This window comes from Burkholderia sp. AU31652 (assembly GCF_002223155.1).
GTDB lineage: Bacteria > Pseudomonadota > Gammaproteobacteria > Burkholderiales > Burkholderiaceae > Burkholderia.
The window spans coordinates 1,933,854-1,947,064 of record NZ_NKFG01000003.1 but is presented as its reverse complement, the minus strand read 5'-3'; the positions used below and the strand labels follow the sequence as shown (position 1 = coordinate 1,947,064).

The window sequence follows — 13,211 nt, the reverse complement described above, 5'->3', positions numbered from 1 at the left end:
CTTGCGACGGCTTCGCGCGTCAGTAGCGAAAGCGGTTCAGGCGCGCGCGCCGTCGCAGTTTGAAGAATCCATCGTCATTCTCAGAGGAAACCCATGAGTGCAATCGTAGATATCATCGGCCGCGAGATTCTGGATTCGCGCGGCAACCCCACCGTCGAATGCGACGTGCTGCTCGAATCGGGCACGATGGGCCGCGCGGCGGTGCCGTCGGGCGCGTCCACCGGCTCGCGTGAAGCGATCGAACTGCGCGACGGCGAAGCCGGCCGCTACAACGGCAAGGGCGTGCTGAAGGCAGTCGAGCATATCAACACCGAAATCTCCGAAGCCATCATGGGCCTCGACGCGTCGGAACAGGCGTTCCTCGACAAGACGCTGCTCGAGCTGGACGGCACCGACAACAAGTCGCGCCTCGGCGCGAACGCGATGCTGGCCGTGTCGATGGCCGTCGCGAAGGCAGCCGCCGAAGAGGCCGGCCTGCCGCTGTACCGCTATTTCGGCGGTTCGGGCGCCATGCAACTGCCGGTGCCGATGATGAACATCGTCAACGGCGGCGCGCACGCGAACAACAGCCTCGACATCCAGGAATTCATGATCGTCCCGGTGAGCCAGCCGACGTTCCGTGAAGCCCTGCGTTGCGGCGCGGAAGTGTTCCACGCACTGAAGAAGATCCTGAGCGACCGCGGCATGAGCACGGCGGTCGGCGACGAAGGCGGCTTCGCGCCGAACTTCGGCAGCAACGACGAGTGCCTGTCGACGATCCTGCAGGCGATCGAGAAGGCCGGCTACCGTGCCGGTGAAGACGTGCTGCTCGCACTCGACTGCGCGGCATCCGAGTTCTACCACGACGGCAAGTACCAGCTCGCGGGCGAAGGCCTGCAACTGTCGTCGGCCGAATTCACCGACTACCTCGCGACGCTCGCCGACAAGTTCCCGATCGTGTCGATCGAGGACGGCATGCACGAAAGCGACTGGGAAGGCTGGAAGCTGCTGACCGATCGCCTTGGCAAGAAGGTGCAGCTGGTCGGCGACGACCTGTTCGTCACGAACACGCGCATCCTGAAGGAAGGCATCGAGAAGGGCATCGCGAACTCGATCCTCATCAAGATCAACCAGATCGGTACGCTGACCGAAACGTTCGCGGCAATCGAAATGGCGAAGCGCGCAGGCTACACGGCCGTGATCTCGCACCGCTCGGGCGAAACGGAAGATTCGACGATCGCGGACATCGCGGTCGGCCTGAACGCCGGTCAGATCAAGACGGGTTCGCTGTCGCGCAGCGACCGCATCTCGAAGTACAACCAGCTGCTGCGCATCGAGGAAGATCTCGGCGACATCGCAAGCTACCCGGGTAAATCGGCTTTCTATAACCTGCGCTAACGCGCTACTATCGGGTTCGTCATATCGACGCCGCTCTGTGCATGTGCGCGGAGCGGCGCTTCTTATATCTGCGGTTCTTACATGCGGCTTGTCACTGTCGTCCTGATTGCCTTGCTGGCGCTCATTCAGTACCCCCTATGGTGGGGACACGGCGGCTGGCTGCGGGTGCATGAATTGCGTCAGCAGCTCGACGACCAGCTCCAGAAGAACGCGGACGAGAAGCTGCGCAACGAGCGCACCGCGGGCGAAGTACAGGATCTGCAGGGCGGCACCGCGGCCATCGAGGAGCGCGCGCGCTACGAGATGGGCATGGTGAAGGACGGCGAGGTATTCGTGCAGTTCGTGTCGCCGAATGCGCCTGCCGTCCCGCTGAACAACACGCCGTCGAATACGTCGACGCGCGGCGCCGTGTCCGCGGCACCGGTGCGTGTCGTGCCGAATCCGCAGTCGATCGCGAAGCCGTCGCGGCATCATGGCGGCGACAAGGGCAAGGCCGCGCATCACTGATGCATGATTGCTCGAACCCATTGAAAAAGCGCGGGAAATGCCGCGCTTTTTTATTTCCTGCTGGTAGTCAATTAGCTGAGCGATGCACGCTCACCACCACCATCCCGGGTAGCCGTAGCTGATGCCGGAGCCCCAGCGATTGCCCCATCCGCCGTAATACCCGCCGTAGACCGTCACCGGCGGCGGCGAGTAATAGGCCCATGCGCGCGCGGCGGCCTCGGCTGCCATCGCGCTGTTCTGTTCGCGCAGCACCTGCTGGTCGATCTCGTCATAGCGCTTGCGTTCGGCGCTCGACAGTGCGGGCGGCTGGCCGCCCGATGCACCGGGTTCGGGCAGGCGGCTCAGGATCGTGGAGGTCGGCGGCGGCATCGCGCAGCCGGCCAGCGCGAGCGTGCCGGCGGCAACGCTCGTCAGGACGATGGTGTGGAACGGACGATGAAGCGGGCTCATGTGTTTCTCCTGCAGCGCGCCGACGACGGGAAGCGGCTTGCGCCGAAGTGCGTGACTTCGGCGCCGGAGCCTTGCGTGCGACGCTCGTGCGTCATTATGCGCCCGTGCCCGGATGGCGGGCATCGGGCCACTGATCAGTGACGCTGCTCGGTCGCGGGCGCGATGCCCGTCTCGACGCCGGGTGCCGCGAACAGCTGCGCGACATCGACCGGATCGAATTCATAGCGCTGGTTGCAGAACTCGCAATGAATCTCGACATGGCCGCGCTCGACGATCACGCTGTCGACTTCTTCACGGCCGAGCATGCGCAGCATCGCGCCGACCTTCTCGCGCGAGCACGAGCACTGGAAACGCGTGCCGGCCGGTTCGAAGTGCTGCACGTTTTCCTGCCAGAACAGCCGGCGGAACACGACTTCCGGTTCGACCTCGAGCAGTTCCTGCGCGGACAGCGTGCCGCCGAGCGTGCAGACGCGCTCCCACGTATCGGTATCGGTTTCGGCGTTACGCGGCACGATGCCGCCGTCGCCCGGCAGCTTCTGCAGCAGCATGCCGACCGCGCGGTCGCGATCGGCCGCGAGCCACATCCGCGTGTCGAGCTGCTCCGAGTGATGCATGTAATGCTCGAGCACCTGCGAGACGGATTCAAGCGGGCCTTCGACGCCGTTCAGCGGCACGATGCCCTGGTACGGCTGCTGGCCCGGCAGCTTGTCGGCCGGGTCGAGCGTAATCACGCAGCGGCCGTGGCCGCTCGCATTGACGAGCGACGCGAAGCGCGTGTCGTCGCCGATCGTCTGGGCGGAGTCGCCGGCGAACTTCGCGGTGGCCCGCATCGACAGATCCGAACCGCACTGGACGACCAGCATCTGGACCGGCCCGTCGCCGAAGATCTGCATGATCAGGGTGCCGTTGAATTTCAGGTTCGCGGACAGCAGCGCGCACGCGGCCATCATCTCGCCGAGCACCGTGCGCACCGGGGCAGGGTAGTCGCGGCGGGCGAGCACTTCCTGCCACGTATTGCGCAGCGAAACGATCTCGCCGCGCACGGGCGCCGCATTGAACATGAATTTCTGTAACTGGTCGCTCACTCTTCTTCCTTGAAATCCGTGCGAATCACCCGATCCGCACGAGTTGCTCCTTGAAATGCGCACGCCGCTCGACGTATGTCTTCGCGTTCGTGCGCAGCCGCGCAATGTCTTCCGCCGACAGCTCGCGCACGACTTTCGCCGGTGCGCCGAGAATCAGCGAGTTGTCCGGGAACGTCTTGCCTTCCGTCACGACCGCGCCGGCACCGACCAGACAGTTGCGGCCGATTACCGCTCCATTCAAGACCACCGCCTGGATACCGACCAGCGAACCCTCGCCGATCGTGCAGCCGTGCAGCATGGCCTGGTGCCCGATCGTCACGTTTTCGGCAATCGTCAGCGGAAAGCCGGGGTCCGTGTGCAGGACCGCGCCTTCCTGGACGTTGCTGCCAGCGCCGACGGTGATCGTCTCGTTGTCGCCGCGAATCGTCGCGCCGAACCAGACGCTCGCGTTCTCCTCGAGCACGACCTTGCCGATGATGGCCGCCGTATCGGCGACGAATACGCTTTCGTGGATCGTCGGGGCCGTATCGCCCAGCTTGTAGATCGTCACGGAGTCTCCTTGTCTCTTCGATGATGGGCGCCGGTAGAATGGCGCGTCTGGTTTGCCCGGCGCATGCGCATTGCGCCGCGGAACAATCGCCTATTGTAAACCGTCGCGTGCGTGCGTTCCCGCGATGCGCACGCAGGGTGTCCCCGTTTATGAGCATGGAGTCTTCTTCTTTCGGCAATGCGCCTGCCTGTGTGCGCCGCACCGCGCTTGCCGCGCTGCGTGACGCCGAACCCGTGGCGAAGGCCGCCCAGGTGCGCGCGCTCTACGATGCGCTGCGGGCCGGGCAGGCGGCGATCGCGCCGTCGCTCGAATTGCCCGAGCCGGCCGATCTGCCCGGCCGGCCGGCGCGCCCGCCGCTCGTCGAGCCGCGCCAGCTCGAGCGACGCAGCATGCGTTCGCCCGAAGGGCGCGCCGTGCTGCTGCACGCGCTTGCCCATATCGAGTTCAATGCGATCAACCTGGCGCTCGATGCGGTCTGGCGCTTCGCGGGCCTGCCGGCCCCGTTCTATGCGGACTGGCTGAAGGTGGCGGCCGAGGAGGCCTATCACTTCACGCTGCTGTCCGAGCGCCTGGCGGCGTTCGGGCATGCGTACGGCGATTTTCCCGCGCACAACGGCCTGTGGGAGATGTGCGAGCGGACCAAGGGCGACGTGCTGGCGCGCATGGCGCTCGTGCCGCGCACGCTCGAGGCCCGCGGGCTCGACGCATCGCCGCCGATCCGCGCGCGGCTCGTGCAGGCGGGCGACGATGCGTCGGCCGCGATCCTCGACGTGATCCTGCGCGACGAAATCGGCCATGTCGCCATCGGCAACCGCTGGTTCCGGCATCTGTGCGACGAAGCCGGCCGCGATCCGGTGCCCACCTACCGGCAGCTCGCCGAGCAATACCATGCGCCGCGGCTGCGCGGCCCGTTCAATTTCGATGCGCGCCGCGATGCCGGATTCGAGCAGGCCGAACTCGACGAACTGGCCGCGCAGGACGTGGCGGACGGCAACGCGCCACGCTAGCCGGCGCGCGTTCGGCCGCGCTTCGACGTGCCGCCCGCCGTCTCGGGGGCCCGGGACATGGTGCTTCTCCGCGGCCCCGGGCTTACGCGCGCCGCTAGAGCGGCCCCTCGATTGCCGGACGCCGGAAAGAGGGCAGCGCCGCTATAATCGAACGATCATTCTTTTTTCTGGCGGCGGCAATGAGTGCATCGAGTTCTGTTTCCGATTTCGTCACGGTGCGCGGCGTCCAGCTGCATGTCCGGCGCTGGGGCCGGCCCGATGCGCCGACGCTGTTCATGCTGCATGGCTGGATGGACGTCTCGGCATCGTTCCAGTTCGTTGTCGATGCGCTCGCGGGCGACTGGCAGGTGATCGCGCCCGATGCGCGCGGTTTCGGGCTGTCCGACTGGCCGGTCGCGCGGCAGGGCGGCGGCCATTACTGGTTCCACGAGTACCTGGCCGACCTCGATGCGCTCGTCGACCACTATGCGCCGGCCGGCGAAGTCAACCTGGTCGGGCACAGCATGGGCGCGAACGTCGTGTGCCTGTATGCCGGCGCGCGGCCGGAGCGCGTGCGGCGCGTGGTCGATCTCGAGGGTTTCGGGCTGGCGCCCGCGCGGGCCGAGCAGGCGCCGCGCCGGTTGCGCGGCTGGCTGGACGAGTTGCGCGAACCGCCCGTGCTGCGCCCATATGCGTCCCTCGACGACGTGGCGGCGCGCCTGATCAAGACCAATCCGCGGCTCGACCCGCGCCGTGCGGCGTTCCTCGCCGCGCACTGGTCGAAGCGCGGCGACGACAGCCAGTACCACCTGCTGGCCGACCCCGCGCACAAGATGCCGGGCCCGCAGCTGTACCGGCTCGACGAAGTGATGGCCACCTGGGCGCAGGTGCGCGCGAAGGTGCTGCACGTCGAAGCCGTCAATTCGCCGACGCTGGCCCACATCGCGGGCGACATCCCGTTGCCGGAATTCAAGGCGCGCTTCAACGCGTTCCGCGACTGGCGCGAGAAGCTCGTCGAGGACGCCGGACACATGGTGCATCACGACCAGCCCGAGCAGATCGCGGCGCTGATCGAGGCGTTCTGCGCGTAGGCGCGCGGCGGCAGCGGCGTGGCACGCGGGCGGCGCATTGCCGCGTTGCAGTAGAATGAAGCCTTACCTGCCATGCCGACAATGAACGCCGATCTCCACTGCCATTCGAATGTTTCCGACGGGTTGCTGCCGCCTGCCGACGTCGCGCGCCGCGCTCATGCCGGCGGCGTGACCCTGTGGGCGCTGACCGACCACGACGAGATCGGCGGCCAGGCAGCGGCGCGCAGCGAAGCGGAAGCGCTCGGCATGCGCTACCTGAGCGGCGTCGAGATTTCGGTCACGTGGGCGTCGCGCACCGTGCACATCGTCGGCCTGAATGTCGATCCCGCGAATCCGGTGCTGGTCGACGGCCTGTACCGCACGCGCCACGGCCGCGCGGCGCGCGCGGTGGCGATCGGCGAGCAGCTCGCCACGCTCGGCATTCCCGGTGCGTACGACGGTGCGTTGAAGTACGTGTCGAATCCCGACCTGATCTCGCGCACGCACTTCGCGCGCTTCCTCGTTGAAAACGGTCACGCCACGTCGACATCCGATGTGTTCGATCGGCTGCTCGGCGACGGCAAGCCCGGTTTCGTCCCGCACCGCTGGGCGACGCTGCCCGACGCCGTTGCGTGGATTCGCGCGGCCGGCGGCGAAGCGGTGGTCGCGCATCCGGGCCGCTATCGCTATACGCCCGTCGAATTCGACGCGTTCTTCGGCGAGTTCATCGATCTGGGCGGCCGCGCGATCGAGGTCGTCACGGGCAGCCACACCCCCGACCAGTACCGCGAATATGCGGACGTCGCACGCCGCTTCGGCTTCGAAGCGTCGCGCGGCTCGGATTTCCATGCACCAGGCGAGGGCCGTGTCGAGCTCGGCAGCCTGCCGCCGTTGCCGCCCGACCTGACTCCGGTCTGGGAACGCTGGCTCTGACACCGGGCGGCGGCCTGCCACCTGCGTTGCTGCCGGCCGCGCGCATCCGATTTCTCCCCCTTTACGCCCCCCATGTCCCAGTTCTTCAGGATTCACCCGGATAATCCGCAGCCGCGCCTGATCAAGCAGGCCGTGGAAATCGTCAGCAAGGGCGGCGTGATCGCGATGCCGACCGATTCGAGCTATGCGCTCGCGTGCCATCTCGACGACAAGGATGCGGTCGAGCGCGTGCGCCGGATTCGCGGCCTCGACGAGAAGCAGCACCTGTCGCTGCTCGTGCGCGACCTGTCGGAGCTCGCCAACTTCGCGATGGTCGACAACCGCCAGTACCGGCAGATCAAGTCGGTGACGCCGGGCCCGTACGTCTTCATCCTGCAGGCGACGAAGGAAGTGCCGCGCCGGCTGTCGCACCCGTCGCGCAAGACGATCGGCCTGCGCGTGCCCGATCACGCGATCACGCTCGCGTTGCTCGAATCGCTCGGCCAGCCGCTGCTCGGCACGACGCTGATCCTGCCGCCGGACGACGAGCCGCTCAACGACCCCGAAGAAATCCGCGAGCGGCTCGAGAAGCAGGTCGACCTCGTGATCGACGGTGGCGCGTGCCCGCGCGAGCCGTCGACGGTGATCGACCTGACCGGCGACGAGCCCGAGCTCGTGCGCGCGGGGCGCGGCGCGCTCGAACCGTTCGGACTCTCGGCCGCGTAAGCGCGCCGTTCCATTTTTTGCGCGAGTGCGCTTGTTACAATAACGCGATATGGATGCTTCCCTGATACAGACCATCGCCGTCTACGCGCTGCCCGTGATCTTCGCGATCACGCTGCACGAGGCCGCGCATGGCTACGCCGCCCGCCTGCTCGGCGACAACACTGCCTACATGATGGGGCGCGTGTCGTTCAACCCGATGCGTCACATCGATCCGCTCGGCACGATCGCGATCCCGCTCGCGATGTATTTCCTGACGGGCGGCGCGTTCCTGTTCGGCTATGCGAAGCCGGTGCCGGTGTCGTTCGGCAACCTGCGCGATCCGCGCTGGGGCAGCCTGTGGGTATCGCTCGCGGGTCCGGCCTGCAACTTCGTGCAGGCGCTGATCTGGGGTGTGCTGACCCTCGTGCTACCCGCCGTCGGCGTCGACGAGCCGTTCTTCACGCGGATGGCGTTTGCCGGCGTCAGCGCGAACCTCGTGCTCGGCGTGCTGAACCTGTTTCCGTTGCCGCCGCTCGACGGCGGCCGCATCCTGGCGGCGCTGCTGCCGACGAAGCAATCGATCGCGCTGTCGCGCATCGAGCCGTACGGTTTCATCATCGTCCTCGTGCTGGTCGCGACGGGCGTGCTGACGAACTTCTGGCTGCGCCCGCTCGTCAACGTCGGCTACGCCGTCCTGAGCGCCATCCTGTCCCCATTCGCCTCGCTTCTCTAACGACAATCATGTTCCCTGAACGTATTTTCTCCGGCATGCGACCCACCGGGTCGCTGCACCTCGGTCACTACCACGGCGTGCTGAAAAACTGGGTGAAGCTGCAGTCCGAGTACCCGTGCTTCTTCTGCGTCGTCGACTGGCATGCGCTGACGACGCACTACGAGACTCCCGAGGTCATCGAGAAGAACGTGTGGGACGTGCTGATCGACTGGCTCGCATCCGGCATCGATCCGGCGCAGGCCACGCTGTTCATCCAGAGCAAGGTGCCGGAGCACGCCGAACTCGCGCTGCTGCTCGGCATGAGCACGCCGCTCGGCTGGCTCGAACGCGTGCCGACCTACAAGGAGCAGATGGAGAAGCTGAAGGACAAGGACCTGTCGACCTACGGCTTCCTCGGCTACCCGGTGCTGATGGCGGCCGACATCCTGCTGTATCGCGGCTCGCTCGTGCCGGTCGGTGAAGACCAGGTGCCGCACGTCGAGATGACGCGCGAAATCGCGCGCCGCTTCAACTACCTGTACGGCCGCGAGCCGGGCTTCGAGGAGAAGGCGCTCGATGCCGCGAAGAAGCTCGGCGGCAAGCGCGCGAAGCTCTATCACGAGCTGCGCAACGCGTATCAGCAGGAGGGCGACGACGAGGCGCTTGAACAGGCGCGCGCGATGCTGCAGGAATCGCAGAGCCTGTCGATGAGCGACCGCGAGCGCCTGTTCGGCTATCTCGAAGGCGCGCGCAAGATCATCCTGGTCGAGCCGCAGGCGCTGCTCACCGAAGCATCGCGGATGCCGGGCCTCGACGGGCAGAAGATGTCCAAGTCGTACGGCAACACGATCGGCCTGCGGGAAGACGCCGAGACGATCACGAAGAAGGTCCGCACGATGCCGACCGATCCCGCGCGCGTGCGCCGCACCGATCCGGGCGATCCCGACAAGTGCCCGGTGTGGCAGCTGCACCAGGTCTATACCGACGAAGCGACGCACGACTGGGTGCAGAAGGGCTGCCGCTCGGCGGGCATCGGCTGCCTCGACTGCAAGCAGCCGGTCGTCGAAGGCATCCTGCGCGAACAGCAGCCGATGCTCGAGCGCGCGCAGAAGTACATGGACGACCCGTCGCTGCTGCGCGCGATCGTCGCGGACGGTTGCGACAAGGCGCGCAAGTACGCGACGGAAACGATGCGTGACGTGCGTGACGCGATGGGCCTGTCGTACAACTGATCGACCGCATGAGCGCATCCGTCATTGCCGCCGCGGGCGGCCACGTCGCCCAGGCCGAGCCGTCGCGCTGGGTCGCGCAATGGTCGCGGCTCGTGTCGCCGGGCGGCGCGGTGCTGGATGTCGCTGCGGGCGGCGGCCGCCATGCGCGCTGGTTCGCGTCGCACGGCCATCCGGTCGTCGCACTCGACCGCGACCCGGCCGCGCTGGCCGCGTTGCGTTCGATTCCGGGCGTCGATGCCCGTGACGCCGATCTCGAAGGCGCGCCGTGGCCGTTGCCGGCCGGCGAGCAGTTTGCGGCGGTGGTGGTCACGAATTATCTGCATCGTCGGCTCTGGCCCCATCTGCTCGATGCGGTGGCGCCGGGCGGCGTGCTGATCTACGAAACCTTCGCGCAAGGAAACGAAACGGTCGGGAAACCGTCCAACCCCGCGTTCCTGCTCGCCCCGGGCGAGCTGCTGGACGCCGTGCACGGCCGCCTGCGGGTGGTCGCGTACGAGGACGGGTTCGTCGCCGCGCCGCGCGAGGCATTCGTCCAGCGTCTTTGCGCAGTGCGCGAGGGCGCGACCCCGAAGGCGGGGGCGGGAATTCCACGTTACGAACTGCCCGGCTAATCCGCTACAATCTCAATGTTTACCGGTACATAATCTCATTCGCGTTTCATGGCTAACGGCACCCAAGACGGCATTCAAATCCGCGGCAGCATCCCCGCGATCGTCACCCCGATGCTCGAAGACGGCAGTCTCGACCTGCCGGCGTTTCGCAAACTGATCGACTGGCACATCGCGGAAGGCACCGATGCGCTGGTCGTGGTCGGTACGAGCGGCGAGTCGGCAACGCTCAACGTCGAAGAGCACATCCTGATGATCCGCACGGCGGTCGAGCATGCGGCGAAACGCATCCCGATCATCGCGGGCGCGGGCGGCAACTCGACCGCCGAGGCGATCGAGCTGACGAAGCACGCGAAGGCTGTCGGCGCGGACGCGACGCTGCAGGTCGTGCCGTACTACAACAAGCCGACGCAGGAAGGCATGTACCGTCACTTCAAGACGATCGCCGAAGCGGTCGACCTGCCGGTGATCCTGTACAACGTGCCGGGCCGCACGGTCGCCGACATGGCGAACGAGACGACGCTGCGCCTCGCGGAAGTCCCGGGCATCATCGGCGTGAAGGAAGCGACCGGCAACATCGATCGCGCCGCGCACCTGATCAAGGCTGCCCCGAAGCATTTCGCGATCTACAGCGGCGACGATCCGACCGCGATCGCACTGATGCTGCTCGGCGGCCACGGCAACATCTCGGTCACGGCGAACGTCGCACCGCGCGCGATGAGCGACCTGTGTCGCGCGGCGCTGGCCGGTGACGTACAGACGGCTCGCGCGCTGCACATGAAGCTGCTGTCGCTGCACAAGAACCTGTTCATCGAAGCGAACCCGATTCCGGTGAAGTGGGCGCTGCAGGCGATGGGCAAGATGCAGGGCGGCATCCGGCTGCCGCTCACGGCGCTCGACGAGCGCTGCCACGAAGCCGTGCGTTCGGCCCTCGTCGAGGCCGGCGTCCTCGCCTGATGCCGAGGCGGTCGCGTCCTGCGGCCGCCGGCTCGAACCCTGATCAACCCGCACCGGCCGGCTCCGTCCGGCGCCGCTCCTGACGAGCGTTCTAGCAAGACGAAGGATTTCATGAAACGTTTCGCCTTTTCCTCTCGCGCCATCCAGATGTCGGTGATGGCGCTGGCGCTGGGCGCGCTCGCCGGCTGCGATACGCTGAACGACTACCTGGCCCCTGACCGGGTCAACTACAAGAACACCGGTTCGGCGCCGCCGCTCGCGGTGCCGAGCGACCTGAAGCCGGTGCCGACGACGCAGCAGTTCGTCGCGCCGCCGAGCAACGCCGGCCTCGGCACACTGCCGCCGCGGGTCACGACGCAGGCGGGCAACGCGACCGACGGCATCCCGAGCGCGCAGGATCCGCTCGGCATGCACATCGAGCGCGACGGCGACCGCCGCTGGCTCGTCGTCGATGGCCGCACGCCCGAGCAGCTGTGGCCGATCCTGAAGGAGTTCTGGCAGGAGAACGGCTTCTCGCTGAAGACCGATGCGCCGTCGACGGGCATCATGGCCACCGACTGGGCTGAAAACCGCGCGAACATCCCCGACGACTGGTTCCGCCGTACGATCGGCAAGGTCATCGATTTCGCGTACTCGTCCGGCACGCGCGACCGCTTCCGCACGCTCGTGAACCGCACGTCGGACGGCAACACCGATATCTCGATCACGCACAGCGCGATGGAAGAAATGATGGTCGGCCCGCAGGGCGGCACGTCGTCGCGCTGGGAAGAGCGTCCGCGCAACCCGGTGCTCGAAGCCGTATTCCTGTCGAAGCTGATGCAGAAGTTCGGCCTGACCGATGCGCAGGCGAAGCAGCTGCTGACCGATGCCCGTCCGGCGACGGCGCCGGCGCAGGTCAGCGACACGAGCAGCGGCGGGGCGACGCTGCAACTGGCCGAGTCGTTCGATCGCGCATGGCTGCGCGTGGGCCTGGCGCTCGACCGCACCAACTTCGCGGTCGACAATCGTGATCGCGAGAAGGGCGTGTACACCGTGCGCTATGCGAACACGATGGAAGAGCTCAAGCGCGACGGCCTGTTCGGCAAGCTGTTCTATGGTGGTCCGTCGGCCGCGAAGCCGGGCAAGGAGTACCTCGTCAACGTGCGCGCACAGGGCAACGGCAGCACGCTGGTTGCGGTGGTCGGCGCAAACGGCCAGGTCGACAACTCGTCGGACGCTCAGCGGATCATTTCGCTGCTCCACGCGCAGCTGAACTAAGCGCGTGCGATTCTCCAGCCTCGGAAGCGGCAGCGAAGGCAACGCGCTGGTCGTCGAGGCCTCGAGCGGCACGACGACCACTCGCGTGCTGCTCGACTGCGGCTTTTCCGCCAAGGAGGTCGAGCGCCGGCTCGGCCGACTGAATCTCTGCATCGGCGATCTCGATGCGATCCTCATTACCCACGAACACAGCGACCACGTCGGCAGTGCGCTGACGCTCGCCCGCCGCGGATCGCTGCCGCTCTACATGAGCTGGGGCACCGCGCGCGCGGTAGGCGCGGACGAGGCTGATGTCGATCTCCACGTGCTGTGGGGCGACGAGACGGTCGCGATCCGCGATCTGGCCGTGATGCCCTATACCGTCCCTCACGACGCGCGTGAGCCGCTCCAGTTCGTCTTTATGGACGGCGCCAGCCGGCTCGGCGTGCTGACGGACGTCGGGATGGCCACGCCGCACATCACGGCCGTCCTGAGCGGCTGTGACGCGCTGGTGCTCGAATCCAATCACGATACTGCGATGCTGGCCTCGAGCCGCTATCCGCAGTCGCTGAAGGCGCGTATCGGCGGCAACCACGGCCACCTGAGCAATGACGCTGCAGCGGACATCCTCGCGTCGCTGGAGCGCAGCCGCCTCAAGCACCTGGTCGCGGCGCACCTGAGCCAGCAGAACAACCTGCCGGAACTGGTCCGCCAAGCGTTTGGCGGTGTACTGGGGACGAGCGGGGACGACGTGGTCGTGGCCACGCAGGACGCGGGCTTCGACTGGCTGGCGCTCGGATGAGCGGGGCAGGGCCGCTGCGGCG

15 protein-coding genes are annotated in these 13,211 nt (G+C 67.0%); 12 read left to right on the top strand and 3 right to left on the bottom strand.

The genetic code is table 11. The features are described 5' to 3' along the window. The first annotated feature begins 93 nt into the window (after window positions 1-93). Both eno and ftsB read left to right on the top strand, forming a co-directional pair. A complete protein-coding gene (gene eno / locus CFB40_RS11620; RefSeq protein ID WP_011352544.1) occupies window positions 94-1,377 on the top strand; it encodes a phosphopyruvate hydratase in 1,284 nt (427 codons plus the stop codon). Between the two features lie 81 nt (window positions 1,378-1,458). Continuing rightward, the gene (ftsB, locus tag CFB40_RS11615) at window positions 1,459-1,884 is read left to right on the top strand and encodes a cell division protein FtsB (RefSeq protein WP_046546044.1); all 426 of its coding nucleotides are present in this window, start codon (window positions 1,459-1,461) and stop codon (window positions 1,882-1,884) included. Window positions 1,885-1,974: 90 nt separating this feature from the next. Here the strand turns inward: ftsB and CFB40_RS11610 are convergent, their stop codons facing one another. From CFB40_RS11610 to CFB40_RS11600, 3 genes are all read right to left on the bottom strand, one after another. Further along, window positions 1,975-2,334: a hypothetical protein gene (locus CFB40_RS11610; RefSeq protein ID WP_089425747.1), complete on the bottom strand. Its 360-nt coding sequence runs from the start codon at window positions 2,332-2,334 to the stop codon at window positions 1,975-1,977. A gap of 134 nt (window positions 2,335-2,468) precedes the next feature. Next, window positions 2,469-3,419, bottom strand: a complete 951-nt coding sequence (gene hslO, locus CFB40_RS11605) for an Hsp33 family molecular chaperone HslO (RefSeq protein WP_089425746.1) — start codon at window positions 3,417-3,419, stop codon at window positions 2,469-2,471. A gap of 25 nt (window positions 3,420-3,444) precedes the next feature. Beyond that, entirely contained in the window at window positions 3,445-3,969 is a 525-nt protein-coding gene (locus CFB40_RS11600; protein WP_071334714.1) for a gamma carbonic anhydrase family protein, read from the bottom strand. A gap of 149 nt (window positions 3,970-4,118) precedes the next feature. Between CFB40_RS11600 and CFB40_RS11595 the strand changes: the two genes are divergently transcribed. The 10 genes from CFB40_RS11595 (at window position 4,119) to CFB40_RS11550 (ending at window position 13,189) form a co-directional block, all read left to right on the top strand. Further along, window positions 4,119-4,976, top strand: coding sequence for a ferritin-like domain-containing protein (locus CFB40_RS11595; protein WP_089431256.1), 858 nt, complete (start codon window positions 4,119-4,121; stop codon window positions 4,974-4,976). A 179-nt stretch (window positions 4,977-5,155) separates the two neighbouring features. Then, a complete protein-coding gene (locus CFB40_RS11590) occupies window positions 5,156-6,046 on the top strand; it encodes an alpha/beta fold hydrolase (RefSeq protein WP_089431255.1) in 891 nt (296 codons plus the stop codon). Window positions 6,047-6,127: 81 nt separating this feature from the next. Further along, complete coding sequence (locus tag CFB40_RS11585) at window positions 6,128-6,958, top strand: 3',5'-nucleoside bisphosphate phosphatase (protein ID WP_179255063.1); 831 nt, start codon at window positions 6,128-6,130, stop codon at window positions 6,956-6,958. Between the two features lie 72 nt (window positions 6,959-7,030). Beyond that, on the top strand, window positions 7,031-7,663 hold the full coding sequence (locus CFB40_RS11580; RefSeq protein WP_039364722.1) for an L-threonylcarbamoyladenylate synthase: 633 nt from the start codon (window positions 7,031-7,033) through the stop codon (window positions 7,661-7,663). 49 nt (window positions 7,664-7,712) lie between these two features. After that, on the top strand, window positions 7,713-8,375 hold the full coding sequence (locus tag CFB40_RS11575) for a site-2 protease family protein (RefSeq protein WP_069248339.1): 663 nt from the start codon (window positions 7,713-7,715) through the stop codon (window positions 8,373-8,375). Between the two features lie 8 nt (window positions 8,376-8,383). After that, window positions 8,384-9,586, top strand: a complete 1,203-nt coding sequence (locus CFB40_RS11570; protein WP_011352534.1) for a tryptophan--tRNA ligase — start codon at window positions 8,384-8,386, stop codon at window positions 9,584-9,586. Between the two features lie 8 nt (window positions 9,587-9,594). Beyond that, window positions 9,595-10,197, top strand: a complete 603-nt coding sequence (locus tag CFB40_RS11565) for a class I SAM-dependent methyltransferase (protein WP_089431254.1) — start codon at window positions 9,595-9,597, stop codon at window positions 10,195-10,197. 48 nt (window positions 10,198-10,245) lie between these two features. Continuing rightward, on the top strand, window positions 10,246-11,151 hold the full coding sequence (gene dapA / locus CFB40_RS11560) for a 4-hydroxy-tetrahydrodipicolinate synthase (RefSeq protein ID WP_011352532.1): 906 nt from the start codon (window positions 10,246-10,248) through the stop codon (window positions 11,149-11,151). A gap of 111 nt (window positions 11,152-11,262) precedes the next feature. Then, window positions 11,263-12,408, top strand: coding sequence for an outer membrane protein assembly factor BamC (gene bamC / locus CFB40_RS11555; protein WP_089425741.1), 1,146 nt, complete (start codon window positions 11,263-11,265; stop codon window positions 12,406-12,408). Window positions 12,409-12,412: 4 nt separating this feature from the next. Next, a complete protein-coding gene (locus tag CFB40_RS11550; protein ID WP_089425740.1) occupies window positions 12,413-13,189 on the top strand; it encodes an MBL fold metallo-hydrolase in 777 nt (258 codons plus the stop codon). Window positions 13,190-13,211 lie beyond the last annotated feature (22 nt).

Bases quoted from the DNA above. Each gene is read 5' to 3' on its own strand.
- eno (WP_011352544.1), top strand. From the start codon at position 94: ATGAGTGCAATCGTAGATATCATCGGCCGCGAGATTCTGGATTCGCGC.
- ftsB (WP_046546044.1), top strand. From the start codon at position 1,459: ATGCGGCTTGTCACTGTCGTCCTGATTGCCTTGCTGGCGCTCATTCAG.
- CFB40_RS11610 (WP_089425747.1), bottom strand. From the start codon at position 2,334: ATGAGCCCGCTTCATCGTCCGTTCCACACCATCGTCCTGACGAGCGTT.
- CFB40_RS11595 (WP_089431256.1), top strand. From the start codon at position 4,119: ATGAGCATGGAGTCTTCTTCTTTCGGCAATGCGCCTGCCTGTGTGCGC.
- CFB40_RS11590 (WP_089431255.1), top strand. From the start codon at position 5,156: ATGAGTGCATCGAGTTCTGTTTCCGATTTCGTCACGGTGCGCGGCGTC.
- CFB40_RS11585 (WP_179255063.1), top strand. From the start codon at position 6,128: ATGAACGCCGATCTCCACTGCCATTCGAATGTTTCCGACGGGTTGCTG.
- CFB40_RS11580 (WP_039364722.1), top strand. From the start codon at position 7,031: ATGTCCCAGTTCTTCAGGATTCACCCGGATAATCCGCAGCCGCGCCTG.
- CFB40_RS11575 (WP_069248339.1), top strand. From the start codon at position 7,713: ATGGATGCTTCCCTGATACAGACCATCGCCGTCTACGCGCTGCCCGTG.
- CFB40_RS11570 (WP_011352534.1), top strand. From the start codon at position 8,384: ATGTTCCCTGAACGTATTTTCTCCGGCATGCGACCCACCGGGTCGCTG.
- CFB40_RS11565 (WP_089431254.1), top strand. From the start codon at position 9,595: ATGAGCGCATCCGTCATTGCCGCCGCGGGCGGCCACGTCGCCCAGGCC.
- dapA (WP_011352532.1), top strand. From the start codon at position 10,246: ATGGCTAACGGCACCCAAGACGGCATTCAAATCCGCGGCAGCATCCCC.
- bamC (WP_089425741.1), top strand. From the start codon at position 11,263: ATGAAACGTTTCGCCTTTTCCTCTCGCGCCATCCAGATGTCGGTGATG.